Source organism: Saccharopolyspora antimicrobica, assembly GCF_003635025.1.
In the GTDB taxonomy this organism is placed as follows: domain Bacteria; phylum Actinomycetota; class Actinomycetes; order Mycobacteriales; family Pseudonocardiaceae; genus Saccharopolyspora; species Saccharopolyspora antimicrobica.
Genome location: NZ_RBXX01000002.1, coordinates 6817015 through 6841288, shown reverse-complemented (window position 1 = coordinate 6841288; position 24274 = coordinate 6817015). Strand labels below are relative to the sequence as shown.

The following is a 24274-nucleotide window of genomic DNA, read 5'->3' as shown; positions in this document are numbered from 1 at the left end:
AACATAGAATTTTGTTACGTCTTTCATTTCAGTGTTGATCGAAACGAATCCTCCAGGCAAGAGCACGCAAAACCAGCGCAATGACGGGGATCAGGCCGACGGTGGTGGGTTGTCGGCGCTCATGCCTCGCCACAGCAGGTCGATGAGCTTCTCGGTGGGAGCGCGCCAGTCGCTGCTCGGGTCGAGGAAGAACAGCCCGCCCAGGCCGCGGATGAGGGTCTCGGGTTCGAGGTCGGGGCGCACGGTTCTGGCCTGGATGTTGGCCTCCAGCAGGGTGGTCACCGCGCCGGCCATGGATTCGTGGGCCTTCGCCAGCATCTCTCCGTGCGAGGAGGCGGCGGCGCCGAGCGCCTTGGCCAGGCCTCGTTTGGTCATCATGTAGCGGACCAGGTGATCGGTCGTCCAGATCCGGAAGGCCAGGTCGGGGGAGTGCTGGGCGAGCAGTTCGGGCACGACGTCGACGAGGTGCTGCAGCTCGCGCCGGTAGACGGCGACGACGAGCGCTTCCGGGTTGGGGAAGTGCCGGTACACCGTGCCGACGCCCACGCCTGCCTGCTTGGCGATGGCGTTGAACGAGATCTCGCCGGAGCCTGCCAGCGCGGTGGCGGCGGCGGTGAGGATGCGCTCGTGGTTGCGGCGGGTGTCCGCGCGCCGGGGGCTGACCGAGCCCGTCGTCATCGTCCCTCCCGGATTGCCGCGGTCTCCGGTGGAAAATGTAGTGCACGGCCCGGCCGGGCTCCGGCAAGCTTCGGGTGAGATGTTTGCCTACCGGATAAATATCCGCTAGCGTCGGTTTCGCGGGCGGGCGGTTCCGGCCCGGCTCCGCTCTTCGCGTTTCCTCCCACCACGACAAACCCACGCCGCCGCGGACGTCCTGCGGGCGGTCCGCGGGAAAGGGAACCAGTGGACATCTCCATCGACATCAACGGCACGACCGAGCAGCTCAGCGTCGATCCCGGGGTGACGCTCCTGGACGCGCTCCGCGAGCAGCTCGGCGTGACAGGCCCGAAGAAGGGCTGCGACCGGGGGCAGTGCGGTGCGTGCACCGTGCACGTCGGCGGCAGGCCCGTGCTCTCGTGCCTCACCCTCGCGGCCACCGTCAAGCAGCCGGTCACCACCGTGGAAGGCCTGGCCGAGGACGGCCGGCTGCACCCGGTCCAGCAGGCGTTCGTCGACCAGGACGCCCTGCAGTGCGGCTTCTGCACCTCGGGGCAGATCATGTCGGCCGTCGCGGCGGTCGAGCAGGACGTCGACGACGTCCGCGAGTTCATGTCCGGCAACCTCTGCCGCTGTTCGGCCTACCCGAACATCGTCGCGGCGATCGACCAGGCGAGGCGGTCCGATGCGTCCCTTTGATCTGACTGCTCCCGCGACGGTCGAGGCCGCGCTGGCCGAACCGGGCGCGTTCCTGGCGGGCGGGACCACGCTCGTCGACCTGATGAAGCTCAACGTCCTGACCCCGCAGCAGGTCGTGGACATCAACCAGCTGCCGCTGCGCGGTATCGACACCGCGGATGGGCTGCGGATCGGTGCGCTGGAGCGGATGAGCGACGTCGCGGCGCACCCCGATGTGCCGCCGGTGATCTCCCGGGCGCTGCTGCTGAGCGCGTCCCAGCAGTTGCGCAACATGGCCAGCATCGGGGGGAACCTGATGCAGCGCACGCGGTGCTCGTACTTCCGCGATGTCGCGACGCCGTGCAACCGCCGGGAGCCCGGGAGCGGGTGTCCGGCGGTGTCGGGGGCGAACCGGATGCACGCCGTGCTGGGCACCAGCGATTCGTGCGTGGCGACGCACGCCAGCGATCTGGCGGTGGCGCTGGTCGCGCTCGATGCGGAGGTGCGGCTGGTCAGCGCCGACGGGAGCCGCGCGGTGCGGCTGGCCGATTTCTACCGGCAGCCGGGGGACACGCCGGAGGTGGAGACGGTGTTGCGGCCTGGCGAGCTGATCAGCGAGGTCGTGGTTCCGAAGCTGGACTGGGCGTCGCGGTCGACCTACGTCAAGGTGCGGGACCGGCAGTCCTACGAGTTCGCGTTGTGCTCGGCCGCGGTGGCGCTGGACGTGCGGGACTCGCGCGTCGTCGATGCCCGGATCGCGGTGGGCGGTGTGGCGTCGGTGCCGTGGCGGTTGCCCGCGGTGGAGGACGCGCTGCGCGGCAAGCCGGTGGCTGAGGAGTCCTTCGTGGACGCGGCGTCGGTGGCCGCTGAGGGCGCTCGGCCGTTGTCCGGGAACGGTTTCAAGGTGCCGCTGCTGGAGCGGACCGTCGTCCGCGCTCTGCTCGAACTGACCGAAGGGAGCAGGCTGTGACCAGTCGGCTTGATGGCCCGCTGAAAGTCACCGGGCAGGCCAAGTACGGGGCCGATCACAACTTCCCGGGCATGGCCTACGGGTATCTCGTGCTGAGCACCATCGCGCACGGCGAGATCGAGACCATGGACGTCACGGCGGCCAAGGGCGCTCCCGGCGTTCTCGGGGTGTACACGCCGTTCGACCCGCTGGAGTTGAGCAAGGCGCAGTCCCCGCTGTTCGGGGAGACCTGGGTTCCGCTGCAGGACCGGGAGGTGGCCTACTACGGCCAGCCGATCGGGTTCGTGGTGGCCGAGACGTTCGAGCAGGCTCGGGATGCGGCGATGCTGGTGGAGGTCGGCTACCGCGCGCGGCCTGCGGTGACGTCGCTGGAGGACGGGCTGGCCACGGCCGAGGAGGCGCCGGGCACCGAGGATCTCGCGGTGCTGGCCGAGGGCGTGGAGTCCATCGAGGAGGCGTTGGCGGCGAGCAGCGTGGTGGTGGAGCAGACCTACCGCACCGCGACGCAGAACCACGCCGCGATGGAGCCGCACTCGGCGGTGGCGGTGTGGGAGTCGGATGCGCTGACCGTGTACAGCGGGAACCAGGGGTCGGACCTGCAGGCGGCGGAGCTGGCCAGTGCGCTGGGCGTCGATGGCGCGTCGGTGCGGGCGCTCAACCCGTTCGTGGGTGGTGCTTTCGGTGGTAAGGCGCGCACTTCGGCGCCGGCGTTCCTCGCCGCCGCGGCGGCCAGGGCGCTGGGGCGGCCGGTCAAGGCGGCGCTGACGCGGGAGCAGGTGTTCACCGCGACGGCGGGTCGTGCGGCCACGGTGCAGAAGATCGCTCTCGGTGCGGCCGAGGACGGCACGTTGATCGCGGTGCGGCACGATTCGTGGTGCGCCACGGCGGCGGACCGCTCGTTCGTGGAGCCGACTTCGCACGGCACGTCGCGGGAGTGGTACGCGACGCAGAACTTGGCGCTGAGCCAGAAGATCGTGCCGTTGAACGTTCCGCCGACCACGTTCATGCGGGCGCCGGGCGAGGCACCGGGGTCGTTCGCGCTGGAGAGCGCGATCGACGAGCTGGCGGTGGCGCTGGGCATGGATCCGATCGAGCTGCGCCGGCGGAACAGTTCGATCGCGCCGCCGGGCAAGGACCTGCAGTGGTCGAGCAAGCACCTCGACGAGTGCTTCCAGATCGGTGCGCAGCGGTTCGGGTGGGCGCAGCGCTCGCCGCGCGGTCGTGAGGACGGGGACTGGCTGGTGGGCATGGGAGTGGCCACGGCGATGTTCCCGGCGTTGCGGTTCCCGGCGACCGTAGAGATCACCTTGCGCGAGGACGGGACGGTGGTGATCTCGACCAGCGGTGCGGATCCGGGCACCGGGTTGCTGACGGTGCTCGCGCTGGTGGGTGCGGAGTCGCTGGCTGTTCCGGTGGAGCGGATCACGCCGCGGTTGGGTGATTCGGCGTTCCCCTCGGGCGGTATGTCGGGTGGTTCGACGGCTACGGCGAGCGCGGGTTCGGCGGTGATGGTCGCGGCGGTCGAGGTGATCGATGCGCTGCTGGCCTTGGCGTCGGCGCCGGGCGGGCCGTTGGCGGGAGCGGAGCTGTCCTACGAGGACGGTCGGGTGCTGGCCGAGGACGGCCGGTCGATGAGCTTCGGCGAGGTGCTGCGGGCGGTGGACCGCGAGTCGGTTTCGGCGACCGGTTCGTCGGCACCGGGGGAGGAGCTCACGAAGCACTCGTTCAGCTCGTTCGGGGCGCAGTTCTGCGAGGTGCGCGTGCACAAGTGGACGCGCGAGACGCGGTTGTCGCGGATGCTCGGGGTGTTCGACTGCGGCCGGATCATCAACGAGAAGGCGGCGCGCAGCCAGGCCTTGGGCGGGATGATCTGGGGTGTGTCGGCGGCGTTGCACGAGGCGCTGGAGTTCGAGGGCAGCGGGCGGCCGGCCAACGGTGATCTGGCCGGGTACCTGGTGCCGGTGAACGCCGACATCCCGGAGGCGGATGTGGAGTTCGTGCGGTACCCGGACACGTTGCACAACGCGGTCGGGTCCAAGGGGCTGGGCGAGATCGGCACGGTCGGGGTGGCGGCGGCGGTGGCCAACGCGGTCTACAACGCCACGGGTCTGCGGGTGCGCCACATCCCGATCACGATCGAGGACCTGCTGGTGCAGTGAGGTCCGGCGGGTACCGCCGCTGCTGTCCGGCGGTGGTACCCGCGTCCGGTCCGGCCCAGACTTGGCGGACGGCGGCGGCTCGTCGCCGAACACCGCGCGGGTCGGAGGGTTGCGATGGACTACGAAGTGTTCGAACTCGGGGACGTCCGGTTGCAGGGCGGTGCCACGTTGCGGGCCGCGAAGCTGGCGTACCAGACCTACGGCGAGCTCAACGCGGACAGGTCCAACGCGATCGTGTACCCGACCTGGTACTCGGGGCAGCACTACGACAACGAGTGGCTGATCGGCGAGGGCATGGCGCTGGATCCCTCGCGGTACTTCATCATCGTGCCGAACATGCTGGGCAACGGGCTGTCGTCGTCGCCGAGCAACACGCCTGCGCCGCACGACCGGGCGCGGTTCCCGCACGTGACGATGTACGACAACGTCCGGTTGCAGCACCGGTTGATCACCGAGCGGTTCGGCATCGAGCGGCTGGAGCTGGTGACCGGGTGGTCGATGGGGGCGGGGCAGACCTACCAGTGGGCGTTGAGCTATCCGGAGGTGGTCCGGCGCATCCTGCCGTTCTGCGGTGCGGCGAAGACCAGCGTGCACAACATCGTTTTCCTTGAGGGTGTGAAGGCGGCGCTGACCGCTGATGCGGAGTGGCGCAACGGCTGGTACGAGTCGCAGCCCACGACGGGGCTGCGGGCGATGGCCCGGGTGTACGCGGGGTGGGGCTTCAGCCAGGAGTTCTACCGGCAGCGGGCTTACGGGTCGGCTCCGCTGGACTACGGGAGCCTCGAGGACTTCCTGGTGGGGTACTGGGAGTCGTTGTTCCTCAAGCGGGATGCGAACAACCTGCTGGCGATGTTGTGGACCTGGCAGAACGCCGATCTCGGGGCGACTCCTGGGTGGTCGGGGATCGAGTCGGCGCTGGCGGGGATCCGGGCGGCGTCGGTGATCGTGCCCGCTCAGCAGGATCTGTACTTCCCGCCGGAGGACAACGAGTGGGAGGTCGCGCGGATCCCCGGGGCGGAGTTGCGCGTGATCCCCGGTGCGTGGGGGCATTTCGCGGGTGCCGGGATGAACCCGGTGGACACGGCGTTCATCGATCGGGCGCTTCGGGAGTTGTTGGCGCGGGAGGTGTGACCGGGTGAGCTGCGGCCGGCCGTGGTGGCCGGCCGCAGCGTGTTTCAGCGGTGGCGGCGGGCGGCGCGGGCGTGGGCCCGGGTGATCAGCTCCAGGGCTTGGTCTGCGGTTCGCTGCCCGGGGTTGAGGATCGAGATCCAGGACTGGGTCGCGTAGACGGGGTGGGGGAGGACTTCGTCGAGTGCGGTGTAGTCGAACTCGTCGTGGTGGGCGGGGTGCGCGGCGGGGCTGTGGCCGATGAGCCGCTCGAACTCGGTGCGGCCGACGTTGATGTTGAGGCGGTAGACGCCGGGGCGGTCGAGGTGGGATTCGGCGTCGAAGGTGCCGTAGTCCTTGGTGACGATGGTGGCGAACGGGAACGGTCGGTCGGCGGGGTCGCGGCCGTCCGGGTCGTAGTGGAAGAAGGTGTCGCCCCAGGCGAGCTCGGGGGCGCCGCTGGCTTCGTCGGCCGTTTCCGCTACGACGCCGGACAGGCTGCTGGTGTGCTGGATGATGTCGGCTTCGGTCGGCCCAGTGCTCATGCCTTCAACTTTATCGTTGAAGTGCTTTTTGAGACTTTTTCCGAGCGAGGCCGGTGATCGTGGAAAGAACTTTCAAATCGGGGTTCCGGTGAGCTGGCTGGGGCCCGGTCTCACTTCAGGTGCCGGGTGAAGAACTGGGCCGCGGCTTCCCCGGCGAACTGCGGGACGCCGGTGTGCCCGCCCATGTTGGCGTGCAGCGTCTTCTCCGCCGAGCCGAAGGCGTCGAAGAGGTCCAGGGCCGACTGCCGGTCGTTGCCCTCGTCGTCCCACTGCAGCAGGACGTGCAGCGGGATGGTGACCTGCCGGGCCTCCTGGAACACGGTGCGGGGCACGAAGCTCCCGGCGAACAGCACGGCGGCCGAGATGCGCGGCTCGACCACCGCCAGCCGGATCCCGATGGAGATCACTCCTCCCGAGCACCCGACGGGGCCGCCGATCTCGGGCAGCGGAAGGAGGGCGTCGATGGCGGCCTGCCATTCCGGGACAGCCTGTTCGACGAGCGGGAGGACGAGCCGGTCCACGATCTCGTCGTCGACTGGTTGGCCGGCTTCCAGCGCCCGGTGAAGGTCGGTGCGGGCCTGCTCTGCGGTGGCGGAGCGGGGCCGGTCACCGCCTCCGGGGAGTTCGATGGTTGCCGTGGCGAAGCCTTCCGCCGCGCACTGGCGGGCCCGGGCCGCGAGCCGGGGGTACATCTGGGGCAGTCCGCCGGGGTGGCCGAGCAGGATCAGCGGGGCGGGTGCGGACGCGGGTGTCCAGAGGATGCCGGGGATCTCGCCAAGGGTGAATTCGCGTTCGAGGACGCCGTCGTCGAGGCGCTGCTCGGAGGTGAATCGCATGGTCGTGCCTTTCGGGAGTGCTCTTGAAGGCGCTCCCGGACGACCTATCGTCCGACCGTGACCCCGGAGGGAAGCACCCATGTCGTTGCGTTCACGGGTACCACCTCCTCGTTCTCTCGCACGGCCTCCGGGAAAGTAGCAGCGGCTCCCGCCATTCATCAATGGGTTTTTCGCGGGGACTCCGTGGCCGGATGGCACGGAGCCGCTCGCCGCGTGGAGGGCTTCCCGGTGCGGGAATCTCAGTCGTAGCCGCGGATCAGGTGGCTTTCGTCGAGGTCGTCCAGGTCGGGCTCGGTGCGGTCCTGGGTGGGGAGGTGGAGTTCGTCGTGGTCCGGGGCGAAGGAGTCGAAGCGCTGCTGAGCGGTGCGGGGGTCGGAGAGCGTCATGACCGGCTCCTTTCGGCGCGGAAGTGATTGCCCGATAGTGCTTCTCGGCATTGGAGATCGCATCGCGACCCGCTGAGGCGCTGATCGGAATCGCCCGGTCGAGCAGGGGTGATCAGCAGCAATATTGATCTCTATGATTTCAGTGTTGATCGAAATAAAAACCGAACACGAACTCACCTCAGGCTGATAGGCCAAAGATCGCCTCGACGGCGATCAGGTTCGCGGGGTGAGGCGGATTCCGTTGCGGTGACCGAGGTACCGGCCGTCTTCGACGACGGTGCGGCCGCGCTGGCAGACCCACGGGATGCCGGCGGGCTGCTGCATCGGGTCGGCGTAGTCACCGCGGTCTTCGACGGTCCGGGGATCGAAGGCGACGAGGTCGGCGATCTTGCCCGGGGCGATCAGGCCGCGGTCGGGGATGCCGAAGATCTGCGCGGGCAGCCAGGTCATCCGGTGCACGGCGTCGGGCAGGGTGAGCACTTGGCGGTCGCGGGTGTAGCGGCCGAGGACGCGGGGGAAGGTGCCGGTGAGGCGGGGGTGCGGTTTGCCGCCGGTGCCGGGTGGCAGGCCGTCGGAGCCGATCGCGGTGTGCGGGTCGGCCATGGCGAGTTCGAGGTCGTCCTCGTGCATGCTGAAGTGGATCATCGCGGCGCGCAGGCGTTCGGCGACCAGGACCTCGATGAGCGCGTCGACGGGTTCGGTTCCGGTGGCCTCGGCGATCTCGGCGAGAGTGCGGCCTTCGTGGCGGTGGCTGGCGGTGGTGGCGATGAGGATGCGGTCCCAGCGGGTGGTGGCGTTGATCGTGGTGGCGAGCTCGTCGCGGCCTCCCGGGCTGGTCAGGCGGGCGAGGATGTCGTCGGGGCTGCCGGTGAGGTAGTGGGCGGGCAGCACGGCGGTGAGCATCGTGGAGGACGCGGTGTAGGGGTAGACGTCCTGGTGGACCTGCTGGCCCCGGTGGCGGGCGCGGTCGAGTTCGTCGAGGGCGCGGCGCATGGTGCCCCAGTTGCGGGGGCCGGTGACCTTGAGGTGGGAGATGTGGGTTCGGCCGGCGACGGCGCCGATGCGCAGGGCTTCGCCGATGGATTCCAGCAGTGCGTCGCCCTCGTTGCGCATGTGCGTGACGTAGTGGCCGGTGCCGCCGAGGACGGTGGCCAGATCGGTGAGCTCGTCGGTGGCGGCGAAGACGGCGGGTGGGTAGATCAGGCCGCTGGAGAGGCCGAAGGCGCCTGCGGTCATGCCTTCGTCGAGGGCGTTGCGCATGGTGCGGCGGGCGTCGTCGTCGGGTGCGGCGTCGGTCATGCCGGTGGCGGCGATGCGGAGGGTGCCGTGGCCGACCAGCGGGCAGTAGTTGGTGACGTAGCCGGCGGCGTCGGTGGCGGCGAACAGGTCGTGGAAGCCGGTCCAGGTGATCTCCAGGGGCGGGAAGAGGCGTTGCAGGAAGGTGCTGAGGGTGTCGTGGTGGTCGTGGCTGCGCGGGGCGAGGCTGAATCCGCAGTTGCCGACGATCTCGGTGGTGATGCCCTGGTGGATCTTGGTGGTGTCGTGGGTGGAGAGCAGGGGTGCGTTGTCGGCGTGGGAGTGGACGTCGATGAAGCCAGGGGCGAGGACGAGGCCGGTGAGGTCGCGGCGGGGGATGCCGGGTGGGAGGGTGCCGGGGTTCTCGACGGCGGCGATGCGGTCGTCGCGGAGGAGGACTTCGGCGGGGCGCAGCGGGTTCGCGGTGCCGTCGGCGAGCTGGGCCCCGGTGAGCAGGAGTTCGGTTCGGGTCATGCGGTGGCCTCCGGGTGCGGTGGAATATCCGGTGTTGTGCGATGTTGTCGGTGGTAGTTGTCGATGTTGCGGGGTGTGCGGTGCACGGTGAGTACAAGGTTCCCGGTGGGAAGCTGGTCGTGGTCGATCTGGACGTGGTGGGCGGCCGGTTGTCCGGGGTGCGGGTGAGCGGTGATTTCTTCTTGGAGCCGGATGAGGCGTTGGAGGCGATCAACGGTGCGCTGACGGGTGCGCCGGTGGATGCGGACGGGGAGGAGCTGGCCGCGCGGATCCGCAGTGGACTTCCGGAGGGTGCGCGGTTGGTGGGCTTCGACGCGGCGGCGGTGGCGGTGGCGGTGCGGCGGGCGGTGTCGAAGGCGTCGGGGTGGTCGGATCACGAGTGGTTGCTGGTGCACGACGGGCCGCAGACGCCGTTGATGCACATGGCGTTGGACCAGGTGCTGGCCGAGGAGGTGGGTGCGGGCCGTCGGGCGCCGACGTTGCGGTTCTGGGAGTGGGCGGCGCCGTCGGTGATCATCGGCAGTTTCCAGTCGGTGCGCAACGAGGTGGACATGGAGGGTGCGCGGCGGCACGGGATCGAGGTGGTGCGGCGGATCACCGGTGGTGGGGCGATGTTCGTGGAGCCGGGCAACACGGTGACGTACTCGGTGTACGCGCCGGTGTCGTTGGTGGCGGGGATGAGTTTCGCGGAGTCCTACGCGTTCTTGGACGACTGGGTGCTGGGTGTGTTGCGGGAGCTGGGGTTGAACGTGTGGTACCAGCCGTTGAACGACATCGCCTCGGATGCGGGCAAGATCGGTGGGGCGGCGCAGAAGCGGTTGGCCTCGGGTGCGGTGCTGCACCACGTGACGATGTCCTACAGCATCGATGCGGACAAGATGGGTGAGGTGTTGCGGGTCGGCAAGGAGAAGTTGTCCGACAAGGGGGTCGCGAGCGCGAAGAAGCGGGTGGATCCGCTGGCGCGGCAGACGGGGCTGGCGCGTGAGGTGGTGATCGAGCGGTTGATCACCGGGTTCCGGGATCGGTACGGGTTGGTGGCGGGTCCGGTGACCGATGCCGAGCGCGCGCGGGCGCGGGAGTTGGTGGAGTCGAAGTTCGCGACTCGGGAGTGGCTGATGCGGGTGCCGTGAGTGCTCTCAGGTGAGGAGTTCGGGGATCCCTGGGGTGCTGCGCTTGCGGCGGAGCCAGATCTTGCGGGTGCCGTCGGCGTAGAGCAGGACGCGGGAGAGTTCCCAGCCGGAGAACTCGGCGTGGATGCTGAGTTGGGTGGCTGCGCTGAGGCGGGTGACGCCGGGTGGCAGGCGCAGTGGTCGGTATTCCCAGTCGGGGTCGTTCCCTTCCGGGGGTGGGGTCATGGTGTCACCACCTGGTATCCGGCGCCGTTGGCGGAGGCGATGTAGAGCGTTCCGGTCTGGGGGTCGACTGCGACGCTGTTGGGTTGGGTGATGGTGGGCAGCCGGTGGCGTTCGGTGGGTTCGCCGCCGGCGATGTCGTAGCCGACGATTTCGTTGGTCGCGGTCAGTGTGACCCAGGCTAGGTCGCGGGTGGGGTCGTAGGCGAGGCCGTAGGGGGTGCCGGGGACGGGGTAGCGCTGTTTCATGACCAGGGGGTCGGTGCTGAAGGCGAGGAGTTCCTGGCCGCGGGTGTCGATGGTGAGGATGCGCTGGTAGCGGTCGGTGACGGCGTTGGTGGCGCCGTCGCCGGCGCGCAGGCCTGCGCCTTTGGCGCCGGTGGTGGTGTTGATGGGGGTGATGGCGGTGGTGAGGCGGTCGAGGACGTAGATGTCCTGGCCGGCGGCGAGGACCTGGGCGGGTCCTTGGAGGTTGTCGGCGGTGGCGGTGGGGGTGCCGTTGCGGAGGATGGTGACGGTGGCGGGGTTGCGCAGGGCGACGGCGGTGCGCTCGGTGTCGAGGTCGATGGCGTGGACGGGGCCGCCGGGCACGGTGGTGGTGCGGACTTCGGCGGTGCGCAGGTCGACGCGGGCGAGCTGGTCGCTGTCGGGCAGGGCGGCGAGGAGGTGGCCGTTCTGGGTGGTGAGGGCGGCCGGGGCGCTGGGCAGGGTGGTGGTCTGCTGGGCGCCGGTGGTGGTGTTGGTGAGGGTGAGGGTGGGTCCGCTGGCCAGCACGAGGGTGTGGGTGGTGGGGTCGTAGGTGGTGTGCTGGACGGGGGGTGCGGGGTGGACGGTGCCTGCCGGTGCGGTGGTGGCCGGGGGTGAGGTGGCGGGTGTGGCGGCGGTGAGGGTGTCGGTGACCTGGAGGGGGTCGTTGGGTTTGTCGGTCGCGCAGCCGGTGAGCAGGGTGGCGATCAGGCACGTGATGACCAGACGGCGCAACGAGGCCCTCCTTGGTGGTGCTGGGCCCGCGGGTGGCGGGTTTTTGTTGCTTCCAGCATCCCTGATGGCCTGTGGTGCGGTCAGGGTTGGGGTGGGATGTCCTGGGGTGCGCTGATGTCGTCGAGGGCGGCGCGGATGGCGGGGGGCAGGGTGAGGTCTTCGGCGGCGAGGGCGGTTTTGAGCTGGCTGGTGGTGCGGGCGCCGAGGACGGGGGCGGTGACGCCGGGGCGGTCGCGGACCCAGGCGAGTGCGACGTGGGCGGGTGGGGTGCCGAGTCCTTCGGCGGCGGTGAGCACGGCGTGCACGATGCGGGTGGCGCGTTCGGTGCGGTGGTGTTCGACGTAGCTGGCCAGGGGGCCTGCGCCGCGGGAGTCGGCGGGGGTGGAGTTGCGGTATTTGCCGGTGAGGACGCCGCGGCCGAGTGGTGCCCAGGCGAGCAGGCCGATGCCGTGGTGGGTGGCGGCGGGGATGACTTCGCGTTCGGTGCTGCGGTCGAGCAGGGAGTATTCGTGCTGGGTGGAGATGAGGGGGGTGCGGGTGGGGTGGGCGCGTTGGTGGGTGGCGGCGGTGGCCAGTTGCCATCCGGCGTAGTTGGCGGTGCCGGCGTAGCGGACGCGGCCGGTGGTGGTGGCGGTGTCGAGGGCGGCGAGGGTTTCGTCGAGGGGGACGGCGGGGTCCCAGGCGTGGAGTTGCCAGAGGTCGATGTGGTCGGTGCCCAGGCGGCGCAGTGAGTCGTCGAGGGCGGACAGCAGGGAGCCGCGGGAGGCGCCGCCGCCGAAGGGGCCGGGTTTGCGGCGGGCGGCGGCGGTGGTGGCCAGGACGATTTCGTCGCGTGGGATGTGGTGGGTGAGGAGTTGGCCGAGGATGGTTTCGGCGTGGCCGTCCTGGTAGACGTCGGCGGTGTCGACGAGGGTGCCGCCTGCGTCGTGGAAGGCCGACAGTTGTTCGGCGGCTTGGTCGGCGTCGGTGTCGAGTCCCCAGGTCATGGTGCCGAGGGCGAGTCGGGAGACGCGGAGGCCGCTGCGGCCGAGTTGTCGGTGTTCCACGGTGGGGAGGGTATTCGGTGCGGGGGCGGGTGTTGGTGAGGTTGGGGCGGCGGGTCTGGTGGGTGGTGTGGGGGATCACAGGGCGGGTTGTTGCGGTGGGTGATCGGCTGGTCGCTGGCCCGGGTGATGGGGTGTGGGTAGGGCGGGGGTCGGGTGGTGTGGGGGATGCTGCAAGATTTGGGTCGGTCTTCCGGCTGCCCCATCGCCGGGGTGTGTGCCGGTTTCATCCCGACTTGTGCTGGAGTGGGTTTCGTTGTCGTGGTTGCAGGCCATGGTGCTGGCCGTGGTCCAGGGGCTGACCGAGTTCCTGCCGATCTCGTCGTCCGGGCATTTGCGGATCGTCTCGGAGTTGTTCTTCGGTGCCGACGCGGGTGCGTCGTTCACCGCGGTGACGCAGATCGGTACCGAGTTGGCGGTGGTGATCTACTTCGCCAAGGACATCGTGCGGTTGGTGGCGGTGTGGTTCCGCGGGTTGTTCAACGCCGAGGTGCGGCGGACGCAGGATTACCGGTTGGCGTGGTACGTGATCGTGGGCAGCATCCCGATCGGGGTGCTGGGGTTGTTGTTCCAGGACTACATCCGTTCGACGTTCCGGAGCCTGTGGGTGACCGGTGCGATGCTGATCGTGTTCGGTGTGCTGATGGGTCTGGCGGAGCGGTTCGGGCAGCAGCGCCGCAATCAGGAGCGGTTGCAGTTGCGCGATGGTGTGGTGATGGGTTTCGCGCAGTCGCTGGCGCTGATCCCGGGTGTGTCGCGTTCGGGTGGGACGATCACGGCGGGTCTGACGCTGGGTCTGGACCGGCCGACGGCGGTGCGGTTCTCGTTCCTGCTGGCGATTCCGGCGGTGTTCGCGGCGGGGCTGTCGGAGATCCCGCACGTGTTCGAGCCCAGTGCGCAGGGGTTGCAGCCGTCGGTGGCGCAGATGGTGGTGGCCACGGTGGTGGCCGGTGTCGTCGGGTATGCGGTGATCGCGTGGCTGCTGCGGTTCGTGGAGCGCCACAGCGTGTACCTGTTCGTGTGGTACCGGATCGCGTTGGGTCTGCTGGTGTTCGCGCTGCTGGGCTTCGGTGTCATGCAGCCGTGAGTCTGGGCCGTCCCGGCTCGTTTTGCGGGTAGCGGAACCTCAGGCGCCGTCTGGACTGCGGGAGCTCGTTCTGATGTATGACCGATACACGGCGAACGGGTTGTCCTCGCCGGGCGAGGCCTGAGAACTCGCGGCCCGAGCACGCTGGGTGTCGCGGCTGCGGCCACCAGCAAAGATGTGGAATTCGAGGGGAGCGCGGTCCGTGCCGGTGGGCGCGGGCCGCGTTTCTTTTCAGCGGGCTACTACCCTCGGCGGGCGTGGCGACTCTCATCTTGTTGCGGCATGCGCGTTCGGCGGCCAACGGTTCGGGGATTCTGGCGGGCCGGTCGGCCGGTGTGGGTTTGGACGAGACCGGGGCGGGTCAGGCCGCGGGTCTGGTGGGGCGGTTGGCGGGGGTGCCGTTGCGGGAGGTGGTGGTCTCGCCGTTGCAGCGGTGTCAGGAGACCGTGGCCGGCCTGGTGGCGCAGCGGGAGCTCTCGCCGGTGGTGGAGCCGGATCTGGTCGAGGTGGATTACGGGCAGTGGACGGGCCGCAAGATCAGCGAGCTGACCGAGGAGCCGTTGTGGCGGGTGGTGCAGCAGCACCCGTCGGCGGCGGTGTTCCCCGACGGTGAGGGCTTGGCGCAGGTGCAGGCGCGGGCGGTGGCCGCGGTGCGGGCGTGGGACCGGCGGCTGGCCGACGATGAGGTGTGGCTGGCGTGCACGCACGGCGATGTGATCAAGGCGGTGCTGGCCGATGCGCTGGGCATGCACCTGGATGCCTTCCAGCGGATCGTGGTCGATCCGTGTTCGGTGAGCGTGGTGCGCTACACCCGGACGCGGCCGTTCGTGGTGAAGGTCAACGACACCGGTGGGGATGTTTCGGCGCTGGTGCCGCCGAAGTCCGCTGATGCCTCGGATGCGGTGGTGGGCGGGTCGACCGGCGGGGCGTGAGGTCAGGCGCGCAGGTGCACGACGTGGCAGGGTGCGTCGGCGGGCAGGAGGCGTTGGGTGCCGCCGGTGAAGCGCACCAGGACTCGGTCGCTGTTGCCGGGGGTGACCTGTTCGACGATGCCGACGGGTCCGATCGGGCCGTAGATGCGGATGGGGTCGCCGGGCAGCAGTTCGTCGGCGCGGACGCGTTCGCGGTTGATCGCTGTTGAGGCCGGGCGCAGCCAGCGGGTGGTGGCGTACCAGGCGGTGCAGGTCAGCGCGGGCAGTGCGATGGGCAGCCATGGTGCGAGGTCGGTGAGGGCGAGTCCGGGGGCGGCGCCGGCCAGTGCGGCCCACAGTCCGGAGCTGATGGGGTGGCGGCCCAGTTGCAGCCAGCCGGTGGTGCGGATGGTGCCGTCGGGTCGCTGTCCGCGCGGTGGTGGTGGCGGTTCGTCGGGGAAGTCGAACTGGTCGGTGTCGCGGGTGGTTTCCGGGGCGGTCTTGGCCAGCGGTTCGCGGGCGTCGCTGATCGCGGCGATCTCCGTGGTCACCTCGACGGGTGCGGGGTCGGTGCGCAGGGGTGCGTCGAAGCGGGCGGTGCCGGGGTTGAGCAGGGTGCGCAGCATCGTCACCTCGGTGTCGCGGCGGTGTCCGCAGACGGGGCAGCTCAGCGCGACGCCGGTGGGTGCTCGCTCGTCGGGTGCGGCGGTCAGCGGGCCGTGGCCGTGGGGGCATTGCGGTGCGTGGGGCCCGTTTTCGAGGATGTGCAGGGCGCTGGTGGGGGTGCGGTCGGTTCCGGAGTTCACCATCGGGTGGTCCACCTCAGCTCGCCGTCGGCGTCGCGTTCGCAGCTGGCGGCCGCGCCGCTGGGGGTGCGGGCGATGTCGCCTTCTTCGGAGCAGCGTTCGTTCTGGGTGACCACCGGTACCCAGTCCTCGTCGGGATCGGTGCTGGTGGTCGTCGGGGCGGGGCTCGTCGCCGGTTGCTCGGCGGGTTCGGGGCGGGGGCTCGGCGGTGGGCTGGTGCGCCGGGTGCTGGTCGGGGTTGTGGTCGTTGCCGGGGTGCGGCGGGTGGTCGTCGTGGGCGTGGCCGGCTGCGTGCTGGTGGTGGGGGCCGCCGTGGTGGTCGGGATGGGTGGTGCGGGGGGTGGGGGAGCTGCGGCCCGGGGCGGGGGCTGGGCGGGTTCGGGGCTCGCCGAGCTCGGCAGGGCGTTGATACCGGCGGTGGCGGTGGCGGCCAGCAGCGCGGCGGCGGGCAGCAGCCTGGCGGCCACCGGGGTGCGCCACCACCAGCGGCGCAGCGGGGCGGGGGTCTGGGCAGGCAACGGAAGTGCACTCCTTGTCGCGTTGGTGCCGTGTTTTCCCCGACCGGCGAGGCGAATCGTAGCGAATTCGTCACGAATCCGTGTCCAGCGGGCAAACCGCGACACCACGCGTCGACCTGTTTCCGGTGCGCACGACAGCACCAGGAGCCGAATGTGATCTGCACCTCGCCCGCGTGGAAAGCCCTGTCGCGCACCGGGAAAGCACGCGCGGACACGGTCCGTGATCATCCTTTGTGGACGGTCCACAGGGGAGTCGCGCTTCATCGGTGCTTAAGGCGGTGTTATGGCTGGGCCGTGCTCAGGCCGAAAAGCTGAGGTCCCTGGCGGTCAGGGTGGCCGGGCTCACCCGCAGCCAGACCGCTCCGCTGTCGGCGGGATCGTCGTGGACGATGCGGCGGAACCGCGGATCCCACCGCGTCTCGTCGGTGCCGAGATAGCGGGAGAGCTTGCGCCGGCCGCGCGGCGCGTCGAAGGGCACGATGTCGGCCTCGCCGCGGGCGGTGACCTGCCGGACCACGCCCGTGGCGCGATCGCACTCGTCGACGACCAGGGCGATCGCGGGATCTGCCCGCACCCGGCCCGGCAGCTTCGCCCAGGTGCCGGTGATGATCCAGAACGCCCGCTGCTCCCAGAGGAACCACGTCGGTCGCACGGTCGGGCCGTTGGTGGCCTCCCGCGCGGTCAGCGGCCGCGCCAGGAAGCCCTCCACGTCGAAGTCCGGCTCAGACCTGCGCTGCATGTCGGTCTTCATCGGCCCAGCATGAAACCTCCACCGCACTGGAGGTCAACCTGCCGCGGACCTCAGCCAGTGGTCGGCAGCCAGCGCCGCAGTGCCGTGCGCAGCGCTTCCAGGGCCGGGGTGTCCGGGTGGTCTGCGGCCCAGGCGACGTAGCAGTCCGGGCGCAGCAGCAGCGCGGCGGGCGCTCCCGGCTGGGGGCGGGCGGTGACGACGTCGAGGTGATCGCTCCACTCGGCGGTGATCCCGGCCAGTGAGCCGTTGCCGGTCAGGTCCAGCAGCAGCGGCCGCGCGGTCCTGGTCAGCTCCGCCAGCCGGACTGGTCCGGCCTCGGTGTGCAGGTCCAGCTCCGGTGTGAACCGGCCGGTCAGCGGGTGCGCGGCCGGATCGCCCATGTCGTAGGCGATGTCGGTACCGGTGATCAGCTCAGCCAGGCGCCGCACGGTGTCGCGGTCGCCGAGCAGTTCGGCCACCACCGCGCGCAGGCCGGTGACGTCGCTGCCGGGGGCGATCAGGGCCGCTTGCGCCTGCGCGTTGAGCACCATGCGCTCGGCGGCGGCCCGCCGCTCGGTCTGGTAGGTGGCCAGCAGGCCGGGCGGGGCGCTGCCGCGGATCTCGGCGGCCAGCTTCCAGCCCAGGTTGGCCGCGTCCTGCAGGCCGAGGTTGAGCCCGGGCCCGCCGCCGGTGGCGGAGTAGACGTGCGCGGCGTCGCCGATGAGCAGCACCCGGCCGTCGCCGAATCGCTCGGCCACCCGGGTGTTGCCGCCGCTGAGCCGCCGCAGCACGTGCGGGCCGGTGCCGCCGGGAGGGCCCAGCGGCACGTCGGTGCCCAGCACGCGGCCGATGCTGGCCCGCAGCTCATCCAGGCTCATCGGGGCGTCGGTGGCGGGCTGGTCCCACTCGGTGGTGCTGATCAGCGGCGGCTGGCCGGGCAGTGGGGCGTAGGAGAATCCGCCGGTTTCGGTGCGGTGCGGCAGGAACGGCGCCACCGCGCCGAAACCGGGCACCCGCAGCGCGCCGGTCGCCGGGTCGATCCAGTCCGTCGGGACATCGGCGTGCGCCGAGCGCACCGTCATGCGGTCGTAGGTCAGTCCTGGGAAGGCGATTCCGGCCAGCTTGCGGGTGCGGCTGTGCGCCCCGTCGGCGCCGACGAGGTAGCGGGCCCGCAGCCGGTAGGTGCCCTCCGGGCCGGCGACCTCGGCGGTGACCGCGTCCTGGTCCTGGGAGAAGCCGAGGAGTTCGTGACCGCGGCGCACCTGCACCCCGAGCTCCGCGGCGCGTTCGGCCAGGACCTGCACGATCCGCCGCTGGGGGACCGCCACGGTGTGGACCGGGCTGAGCTCCAGCAGGCTCAGGTCCAGACCCAGCCCGCCGAAGGTGAAGTAGGCGGAGTTCGGTCGTGGCGGCCGGGTGTCGCCGCTGAGGCGCTCGTGCAGTCCCCGGTGGTCGAGCAGCCGCACGACCTGGCCGAGCAGCCCGTTGGCCTTGGGTTCGTCGTCGGGTTCGGGCAGGCGTTCCAGCACGACGGGCCGGATCCCGGCCAGGCTCAGCTCGCAGGCCAGCATCAGCCCGTTGGGGCCGCCGCCGACGATGACGACATCGGTGGTCACCAGCGTTCTCCTCACGTTCACCGCGGACGGGCCCAGCGCGCGTCCGCCGTCTCGAACCTAGACACAAAAAGTGCGTGCGCGCAAGTTTGCGTGGACGCAGCGAAGCTGGGAGAGTGGGGCGGTGAGCACACGGCGGACAGGTCTGCGCGAGCAGAAGAAGCAGGCCACCAAGCAAGCACTGCGCGAAGCGGCACTGCGGCTGGCGCTGGAGCGCGGGCCCGACAACGTCCGCGTCGACGACATCGCCGAGGCCGCCGGAGTCTCACCCAGGACCTACAACAACTACTTCTCCAGCCGCGAGCAGGCCATCGTCGCCGCCATCACCGCCGAACGGCACACGCGAGTGGCCGCCGCGGTGACCGCCCGGCCCGACGACGTCGGCCTCGCCGAAGCCGTCACCGACTCGATCGTGCAGCAGTACACCGGCACCGACACCGCCCACGACGCCATGGCGCTGATCACCACCAGTCCCGCCCTGCGCGAGGCATTCCTGCACGCCGCCACCGCCATCGAAGAACCCCTCGCCACTGCCATCGCCCACCGCCTCGGCGACACCGACCCGGCCACCGCCGGTGTGCTCGCGGCAGGCATCGCCGCCGCGGTCCGCACCACCCTGAGGCGATGGCTGCAACCAGCACCCACCACCGGCGGCCTCGTCATCCCCACCGGTTCACTCCCGGACCTGCTCCGCGCCGCGCTCGAGGTGCTCGCACCCGCACTCGAGGCCGCAGAAGAACAACACCGCCGGCACCGATGAGCCACACCCGTTCTTGAATGATCGGTCCAATATGCGTAGGGTTGCGGCATGGGCAGGGTGAAGGAGTTCGATCCCGACGCGGCACTGCGCACGGCGATGGAGCTGTTCTGGCGCCAGGGCTACGAGGCGACCTCGATGCAGGACCTCGTCGACCACCTGGGCCTGGGGCGCGGCAGCATCTACGGCGCGTTCGGCGGCAAGCGCGACCTGTTCCTGGCCGCGGTCGAGCGCTATGCCGATGACGCCCGCACGGGCCTGCTCGACCAGCTGTCCGCGCCGGGCTCCTCGCTCGAGGCGGTGCGCGCCCTGGTGCGCTGGTACGCGCGCACAGCGGTGGCCGACGAGCACCGCAAAGGCTGCCTGGTGACCAACACCGCGGTCGAGCTGCCCGGCGACACCGACGCCGCGCGCCTGGTGGCATCGGAACTGGAAGCCGTGGAAACCGCTCTCACGACCGCACTGATGCGGGCGAGGAGCGAAGGCGAACTGCCGGCCGAGCGCGACCCGGCGGCGCTGGCGCGCTTCCTGGTGACAGTGCTGCAAGGCATCCGGGTGGTCGGCAAGACCTCGCTGCGCCAGCGCCTGATCGACGACACCGTCGAGCAAGCCCTGGCACTGCTCGACTGAACCGCCCCGCTTCTACCCCCTCGGGGACACCCACGCCCATTTTCTGGACCGATCATTCAACTAAAGGACGCTTTGATCATGGTTTCCGCTGTTCCCACCGACGCCGAACTGGCCGCCACGCTCGACGGCGACTTCACCAGCGACCACGCCCAGGTCAACGGAACCCGCCTGCACTACGTCAGCGGAGGCACCGGTGACCCCCTCGTCCTGCTCGGCGGATGGCCGCAGACCTGGTGGCAGTTCCGCAAGATCATGCCCGAGCTCGCACGCCGCTTCCACGTGATCGCCGTCGACCTGCGCGGCATGGGCGGATCGGCCAAACCCGAGACCGGCTACGACAAGAAGACCATGGCCGCCGACATCCACGCGCTGATCGGCCACCTCGGCCACCAGTCGGCCTTCGTGGCCGGGCACGACATCGGCGCCGCGGTGGCCTACCACCTGACCGCCGGCTTCCCGCACGCCGTGCGCCGGCTGGTCACCCTGGACCTGGGCGTACCGGACGCCTCGTGGCTGGCCATCCCGATGCTCCCGGCCAGCGACGAGCAAGCCGCCGCGCTCACCGAAGGCCGCGGCGGCTACCCGTGGTGGTTCGCCCTCAACCAGCTGCGCGAACTCCCGGAACAACTGCTCGACGGGCGGTTCCGGCTGCTGATCGACTGGCTCTACGGCCACATGCTCCACGACCAGGCATCGGTCGACGAGCAGGCCCGCCGCATCTACGCCCACGCCTACGACTCGCCGCAGGCCATCCGCGCGGGCAACGGCTGGTACCAGAGCATGCGCCAGGACGTCGCGGACCTGGCCACCTACCCACCGGTGACCACACCGATCCTGACCCTCGCCGGCGAGGACAGCTACCCGGCGCTGCGCGAACAGATGGCCGACAAAGGCACCGATGTGCGCGTCGTCGCCGTGCCCGGCAGCGGGCACTACATCCCCGAAGAAAACCCGGAATTCCTGATCGCCCGGCTGACGGAGTTCTTCACCGGCCCCCACCGCACGACCCGGCCGGAAACACCGACCGCCTGAGCGCGAACCGGCTCCGCCGGGATCAGAGCCTCATGCCGGTGACGAGCTTGCCCGGCGCGTGGCGGGACTCCACGAGTGCCAGTGCATGTCCCGCCCGCGCCAACGGGTAGGTCGCCGTGATGTGGGGATCGAGCCGCCCGGCGACCATCAGCTCGGCGACGCGCTCCAGACCGCTGCGGTCGAGGAAGGCCACCGGAGAATGTGGCTGTTCACCGATGAGGACAACACCGCGGCGAAAGCGCTGTACGAAAGCGAAGGCGGGCAGCCCTCGCTGCACGACGACGCTGGCTACTGGTGGCAGCTCGAGCAGTGGCAGCGCCCTTGAACGAGGTGTGTCCAGCCAGCACGTCCGGGGCCGGTCAGGCGGAGATTCGTGGTCGTTGCGGGGGAGTCTGGCCGGTGAGGATGGTGCGGCGCAGTTCGTCCAGCGACAGGCCCACCGCGTCGGCCAGGGCCGCGACGGTGAAGAACGCCGGGGTCGGGATCCGGCCCTTCTCGATCTTGCGCAGCGTCTCGGTGGAGATGCCCGCGGCCGCGGCGACCTCGACCATGCTGCGCTGGCCGCGCGCCTCCCGCAGGGCCTGGCCCAGCAGTTCGCCCCGGCGCAGCTCGTGCTCGGTGAGAGGTTCACGCACCATGACCGCGATACTAGTATCGGTATAGTTATTGGGCCAGTTCTGCTGGAGCAGCACGTGATCGAGCTGAAGACCGCCACCGAGATCGACGCCCTGGGCGAAACCGGGCGCATCGTCGCCCGCACCCTGCGGGCCGTGCGCGCCCACGCCCGGCCCGGGATCGCGCTGCGCGAACTCGACGAGCTCGCCCGCACCACCATCACCGACGCCGGAGCCCGGCCGTGCCGCACCGCGGCGGGTGCGATCTGCACCTCGGTCAACGACACCATCGCCCACGGCATCCCCGATCGCACCCGCCTGGCCGACGGCGACCTGATCAGCATCGACTGCGCCGCGAGCCTGCACGGCTGGGTCGGCGCCGCCGCGATCACCTTCAGCGTCGGCCGGTCCCAGCCCGAGGATGCCGCTCTGGTGCGCGCCGCCGAGCAATCCCTGGCCGACGGCATCGCCGCCGCCCGGCCCGGAGCACGCCTCGGCGATGTCTCCCGCGCCATCGGCGTGCTCGGCCGCAGCGCCGGATACGGCATTCCCGCCGGGCTCGGCGGCGCAGGCGTGGGCCGCGACCGGCGCGAAGCGCCACCAGTGCCCAACGACGGCCACCCGGGCAAAGGTGTCCCGCTGCGCCCGGGGCTGGTGCTGAGCATCGAACCGGTGCTGCTGGCAGGCGGCGACGACGGCACCCGAAGCGACGGCCCGGTGGTGCGCACCGCCGACGGCAGCCGCGCCGCCCACACCGGGCACACCATCGCCATCACCGCCGACGGCCCGCGAATCCTCACCGCGCACTGATCGGCATCCTGCGCAATTCCCCCACGCCACCAGAAAACGGATTCCTGCCGGGACCTTGGGCTCTCGCGTCAATCCGCCGAAGGTCCTTTCCCCGCCGCCGCACGATGATCAATCCCACATGCGACGCAGCGTGCGCATCCGGATACTGGGAATTACCGATCACGCCATCGCAGGAATTGCCCCCGAGGAATCATGAAAAAGCACATCGCTTTCGTCAGCATGCCCGCCGCCGGGCACGTCAACCCGACCCTGCCGCTGGTGGCCGAACTGCTGCGCCGCGGCCACCGGGTCAGCTACGCCGTGGGCCACGGCATGGCGCCCGCCGCGAAATCCGCGGGTGCCGAACTCGTCGAACTCCCCACCGAACTGCCCAAACCGGGCCGCGGGTCGCTCAGCGAACGCATGGGGGTGTTGCTGGACTTCTTCTGCGAGGACCTGCGCGCCAGCATCCCGGTGCTGCGGCAGCGATTCGCCGCCGACCCGCCGGATGCGATCTGCACCGACATGATGACCCCCCACGGGCGCATGATCGCCGAGGAACTCGGCGTTCCCGCGATCGTGCTGATGCCCAGCATGGCCTCCAACGAGCACTTCTCGATTCTGGAGGCCGCACCACCCGGTGAGGAATTCCCCGCCGAGCTCTTCACCGAGATGACCAACCGGATCGGGCAGGTCGCCGGTGAACTCGGTGTGCGGCCGGTGCTGCCGTTCCAGGCGCAATCCGGCGATCTGAACCTGGTGTTCCTGCCGCGCGAATTCCAGCTGGCGGGCGAGACCTTCGACGAGCGGTACCGCTTCATCGGCCCGCTGCTGGGCGAGCGTGACCAGCAGCCCTGGCAGCCCCGCGACCCGCACGCCCCGCTGCTCTACATCGCACTGGGTACCGCCTTCAACGACCGGCCCGACTTCTACCGGATGTGCCTGAGCGCCTTCGGCGACAGCCGCTGGCAGGTCGCGATGTCCATCGGCCACGACGTCGAGGCCGGTGAGATCGGGCCGGTGCCGGACAACGTCGAGGTGCGCGCGAGCTTCCCGCAGCCGGCGGTGCTGCGCCACGCCAGCGCCTTCGTCTCCCACACCGGCATGAACTCCACCATGGAATCGCTGCACGCCGCGGTCCCGCTGGTGGCCGTGCCGCAGATGCCCGAGCAGGCCATCAACGCCGCCCGCGTGCAGGAACTCGGCCTCGGCCGCCACCTGGACCCGGAGGCCGTCACCGCCGAGGTGCTGCGCGCCGCCGTCGAGGACGTCGCCGCCGATGAGAGCATCCGCGCCAACCTGGAGAACATGCGCCGGATCGTGCGCTCCAGCGGCGGTGCGGCCGCCGGTGCCGAGGCGCTGGAGAACCACCTGGCCTGAACCGCGGTGGTGTCGCCGGCGACCCCCTGGTGCGTCGGCGACACCACCGTTCACCGCGTCGCGCCGCGAGCCCGCCGCGGGCGGCGGTCCAGCCACCACTGGCACACCAGCAGCGGAACCACCCAGCCCAGCCACGTCGACAATCCCGCGATGGTCGAGATGAAGTAGGTCATGTTGCCGCCGTAGGTCGTCGGCAGCTGCGGCGCCAGCAGGATCGCCCACAACGGCGACCACACCCGGTTGGTCATCGTCGAGATCGTCAGCACGAACGAGCGGAGCATCCACTTGCGGTGGTCGCCGAAGCGGCGGGCCCGCCCCGCCCGCCAGCCCGCCACGGTGCAGCCGAACCACACCGTGGCCAGCGTCAGGTTGCTGGCCACCGCCACCGGGCCGAACGGCGCGAACACCGCCACCGCCACCGCCAGCACCGCCGCGGGCAGCACCCCGGCGAAGACGTAGGCCCGCCCGATCAGCCGGTGCGCCCGCGGGTAACGCGCCCGGAACGCGGGCCACACCTGGAAGCAGCAGCTCAGGATCGCGACCGTCCCGAACAGCACGTGCCCCACCAGCAGCGGGTAGTGCACCTCCATCCCCTCGGACACCGGCACCCGCGAGAGCGCGGGATCCAGCGACAGGTACGGCGGCAGCGAGTAGACCACGAACATCACCGCCACCAACGCCAGCGGCCCCACCCACGGTCGCCGCCACCACCGCACCGGCGGCCGCTCCACCTCCGGCCGCTGCACCACCGTGCTCACCCTTCAACCTCCTCGCGTACGCCGTACCAAACGCGTACACCGTATTGATGATCGCGAGAAACCGGTACGGCAAAACGGGAAACCGGTGCAACTGATTGCAGGCGAGCTAGTGCGAGGAGGTGTTTTCCGTGGTGCGCTACGCTTCCCGGCACACGTGCACTAGTGC

General features: G+C 70.4%; 28 protein-coding genes. 13 read left to right on the top strand and 15 right to left on the bottom strand.

Annotated elements, in window-relative coordinates:
* Positions 1-90: 90 nt before the first annotated feature.
* Positions 91-678 (bottom strand): TetR/AcrR family transcriptional regulator, encoded by a 588-nt coding sequence (locus ATL45_RS32440; protein WP_093145933.1) that lies wholly within the window; start codon positions 676-678, stop codon positions 91-93.
* Positions 679-903: 225 nt separating this feature from the next.
* Here ATL45_RS32440 and ATL45_RS32435 point away from each other — a divergent pair, with 225 nt between their 5' ends.
* The 4 genes from ATL45_RS32435 (at position 904) to ATL45_RS32420 (ending at position 5595) form a co-directional block, all read left to right on the top strand.
* Complete coding sequence (locus tag ATL45_RS32435) at positions 904-1356, top strand: (2Fe-2S)-binding protein (RefSeq protein WP_093145934.1); 453 nt, start codon at positions 904-906, stop codon at positions 1354-1356.
* Complete coding sequence (locus tag ATL45_RS32430; RefSeq protein WP_093145935.1) at positions 1343-2305, top strand: FAD binding domain-containing protein; 963 nt, start codon at positions 1343-1345, stop codon at positions 2303-2305. Before ATL45_RS32435 ends, ATL45_RS32430 begins: the two co-directional genes overlap by 14 nt.
* Entirely contained in the window at positions 2302-4464 is a 2163-nt protein-coding gene (locus ATL45_RS32425) for a xanthine dehydrogenase family protein molybdopterin-binding subunit (RefSeq protein WP_093145936.1), read from the top strand. The genes ATL45_RS32430 and ATL45_RS32425 overlap by 4 nt, the downstream gene beginning before the upstream one ends.
* Positions 4465-4578: 114 nt before the next feature.
* Positions 4579-5595 (top strand): alpha/beta fold hydrolase, encoded by a 1017-nt coding sequence (locus tag ATL45_RS32420; RefSeq protein WP_093145937.1) that lies wholly within the window; start codon positions 4579-4581, stop codon positions 5593-5595.
* 44 nt (positions 5596-5639) lie between these two features.
* Here ATL45_RS32420 and ATL45_RS32415 read toward each other — a convergent pair whose 3' ends face one another.
* The 4 genes from ATL45_RS32415 to ATL45_RS32405 all read right to left on the bottom strand — a co-directional run bounded on the left by ATL45_RS32415 (position 5640) and on the right by ATL45_RS32405 (position 9108).
* Positions 5640-6116 (bottom strand): DUF6194 family protein, encoded by a 477-nt coding sequence (locus ATL45_RS32415; protein WP_093145938.1) that lies wholly within the window; start codon positions 6114-6116, stop codon positions 5640-5642.
* Between the two features lie 110 nt (positions 6117-6226).
* A complete protein-coding gene (locus ATL45_RS32410) occupies positions 6227-6952 on the bottom strand; it encodes a dienelactone hydrolase family protein (protein WP_093145939.1) in 726 nt (241 codons plus the stop codon).
* 239 nt (positions 6953-7191) lie between these two features.
* Positions 7192-7338: a hypothetical protein gene (locus tag ATL45_RS39110; RefSeq protein ID WP_170210410.1), complete on the bottom strand. Its 147-nt coding sequence runs from the start codon at positions 7336-7338 to the stop codon at positions 7192-7194.
* Between the two features lie 213 nt (positions 7339-7551).
* Positions 7552-9108, bottom strand: a complete 1557-nt coding sequence (locus tag ATL45_RS32405; protein WP_093145940.1) for an N-acyl-D-amino-acid deacylase family protein — start codon at positions 9106-9108, stop codon at positions 7552-7554.
* Positions 9109-9188: 80 nt separating this feature from the next.
* Between ATL45_RS32405 and lplAB the strand changes: the two genes are divergently transcribed.
* The gene (gene lplAB / locus ATL45_RS32400; RefSeq protein WP_093145941.1) at positions 9189-10238 is read left to right on the top strand and encodes a lipoate-protein ligase LplAB; all 1050 of its coding nucleotides are present in this window, start codon (positions 9189-9191) and stop codon (positions 10236-10238) included.
* A gap of 6 nt (positions 10239-10244) precedes the next feature.
* On the opposite strand, the gene ATL45_RS32395 is transcribed toward lplAB, so the two are convergent.
* From ATL45_RS32395 to ATL45_RS32385, 3 genes are all read right to left on the bottom strand, one after another.
* Complete coding sequence (locus ATL45_RS32395; RefSeq protein ID WP_093145942.1) at positions 10245-10463, bottom strand: DUF5703 family protein; 219 nt, start codon at positions 10461-10463, stop codon at positions 10245-10247.
* Positions 10460-11440: a hypothetical protein gene (locus tag ATL45_RS32390; RefSeq protein WP_093145943.1), complete on the bottom strand. Its 981-nt coding sequence runs from the start codon at positions 11438-11440 to the stop codon at positions 10460-10462. The genes ATL45_RS32395 and ATL45_RS32390 overlap by 4 nt, the downstream gene beginning before the upstream one ends.
* 80 nt (positions 11441-11520) lie before the next feature.
* Positions 11521-12486, bottom strand: a complete 966-nt coding sequence (locus ATL45_RS32385; protein ID WP_093145944.1) for an aldo/keto reductase — start codon at positions 12484-12486, stop codon at positions 11521-11523.
* 253 nt (positions 12487-12739) lie between these two features.
* Here ATL45_RS32385 and ATL45_RS32380 point away from each other — a divergent pair, with 253 nt between their 5' ends.
* Together ATL45_RS32380 and ATL45_RS32375 are read left to right on the top strand one after the other, a co-directional pair.
* On the top strand, positions 12740-13570 hold the full coding sequence (locus ATL45_RS32380) for an undecaprenyl-diphosphate phosphatase (protein WP_093147196.1): 831 nt from the start codon (positions 12740-12742) through the stop codon (positions 13568-13570).
* A 257-nt stretch (positions 13571-13827) separates the two neighbouring features.
* A complete protein-coding gene (locus ATL45_RS32375; protein ID WP_093145945.1) occupies positions 13828-14502 on the top strand; it encodes a histidine phosphatase family protein in 675 nt (224 codons plus the stop codon).
* A 2-nt stretch (positions 14503-14504) separates the two neighbouring features.
* On the opposite strand, the gene ATL45_RS32370 is transcribed toward ATL45_RS32375, so the two are convergent.
* The 4 genes from ATL45_RS32370 to ATL45_RS32355 all read right to left on the bottom strand — a co-directional run bounded on the left by ATL45_RS32370 (position 14505) and on the right by ATL45_RS32355 (position 18151).
* Positions 14505-15290: a hypothetical protein gene (locus ATL45_RS32370; RefSeq protein ID WP_093147198.1), complete on the bottom strand. Its 786-nt coding sequence runs from the start codon at positions 15288-15290 to the stop codon at positions 14505-14507.
* Positions 15284-15805, bottom strand: coding sequence for a hypothetical protein (locus ATL45_RS32365; RefSeq protein WP_093145946.1), 522 nt, complete (start codon positions 15803-15805; stop codon positions 15284-15286). Before ATL45_RS32365 ends, ATL45_RS32370 begins: the two co-directional genes overlap by 7 nt.
* 298 nt (positions 15806-16103) lie before the next feature.
* The gene (locus ATL45_RS32360; RefSeq protein ID WP_246025682.1) at positions 16104-16556 is read right to left on the bottom strand and encodes a pyridoxamine 5'-phosphate oxidase family protein; all 453 of its coding nucleotides are present in this window, start codon (positions 16554-16556) and stop codon (positions 16104-16106) included.
* A 50-nt stretch (positions 16557-16606) separates the two neighbouring features.
* A complete protein-coding gene (locus tag ATL45_RS32355) occupies positions 16607-18151 on the bottom strand; it encodes an FAD-dependent monooxygenase (protein WP_093145947.1) in 1545 nt (514 codons plus the stop codon).
* 121 nt (positions 18152-18272) lie between these two features.
* Between ATL45_RS32355 and ATL45_RS32350 the strand changes: the two genes are divergently transcribed.
* From ATL45_RS32350 to ATL45_RS32340, 3 genes are all read left to right on the top strand, one after another.
* On the top strand, positions 18273-18908 hold the full coding sequence (locus tag ATL45_RS32350; protein ID WP_093145948.1) for a TetR/AcrR family transcriptional regulator: 636 nt from the start codon (positions 18273-18275) through the stop codon (positions 18906-18908).
* 48 nt (positions 18909-18956) lie between these two features.
* A complete protein-coding gene (locus ATL45_RS32345) occupies positions 18957-19535 on the top strand; it encodes a TetR/AcrR family transcriptional regulator (protein ID WP_093145949.1) in 579 nt (192 codons plus the stop codon).
* Between the two features lie 78 nt (positions 19536-19613).
* Positions 19614-20567, top strand: a complete 954-nt coding sequence (locus ATL45_RS32340; protein WP_093147201.1) for an alpha/beta fold hydrolase — start codon at positions 19614-19616, stop codon at positions 20565-20567.
* A 22-nt stretch (positions 20568-20589) separates the two neighbouring features.
* Here the strand turns inward: ATL45_RS32340 and ATL45_RS32335 are convergent, their stop codons facing one another.
* Positions 20590-20760, bottom strand: coding sequence for a zinc-binding dehydrogenase (locus ATL45_RS32335; protein ID WP_246025681.1), 171 nt, complete (start codon positions 20758-20760; stop codon positions 20590-20592).
* Between the two features lie 6 nt (positions 20761-20766).
* Between ATL45_RS32335 and ATL45_RS40080 the strand changes: the two genes are divergently transcribed.
* Positions 20767-20892, top strand: a complete 126-nt coding sequence (locus ATL45_RS40080; RefSeq protein WP_256258124.1) for an N-acetyltransferase — start codon at positions 20767-20769, stop codon at positions 20890-20892.
* A 34-nt stretch (positions 20893-20926) separates the two neighbouring features.
* Here ATL45_RS40080 and ATL45_RS32330 read toward each other — a convergent pair whose 3' ends face one another.
* Complete coding sequence (locus ATL45_RS32330; protein WP_093145950.1) at positions 20927-21205, bottom strand: helix-turn-helix domain-containing protein; 279 nt, start codon at positions 21203-21205, stop codon at positions 20927-20929.
* 54 nt (positions 21206-21259) lie between these two features.
* On the opposite strand from ATL45_RS32330, the gene map reads away from it, so the two are divergent.
* Together map and ATL45_RS32320 are read left to right on the top strand one after the other, a co-directional pair.
* Entirely contained in the window at positions 21260-21991 is a 732-nt protein-coding gene (map, locus tag ATL45_RS32325) for a type I methionyl aminopeptidase (RefSeq protein WP_093145951.1), read from the top strand.
* Positions 21992-22183: 192 nt separating this feature from the next.
* Positions 22184-23350 carry a macrolide family glycosyltransferase gene (locus ATL45_RS32320; protein WP_093145952.1) on the top strand — a complete coding sequence of 389 codons (1167 nt, stop codon included), beginning with the start codon at positions 22184-22186 and terminating at the stop codon, positions 23348-23350.
* Between the two features lie 50 nt (positions 23351-23400).
* Here the strand turns inward: ATL45_RS32320 and ATL45_RS32315 are convergent, their stop codons facing one another.
* Positions 23401-24108, bottom strand: a complete 708-nt coding sequence (locus ATL45_RS32315) for a DUF2306 domain-containing protein (protein ID WP_246025680.1) — start codon at positions 24106-24108, stop codon at positions 23401-23403.
* Positions 24109-24274 lie beyond the last annotated feature (166 nt).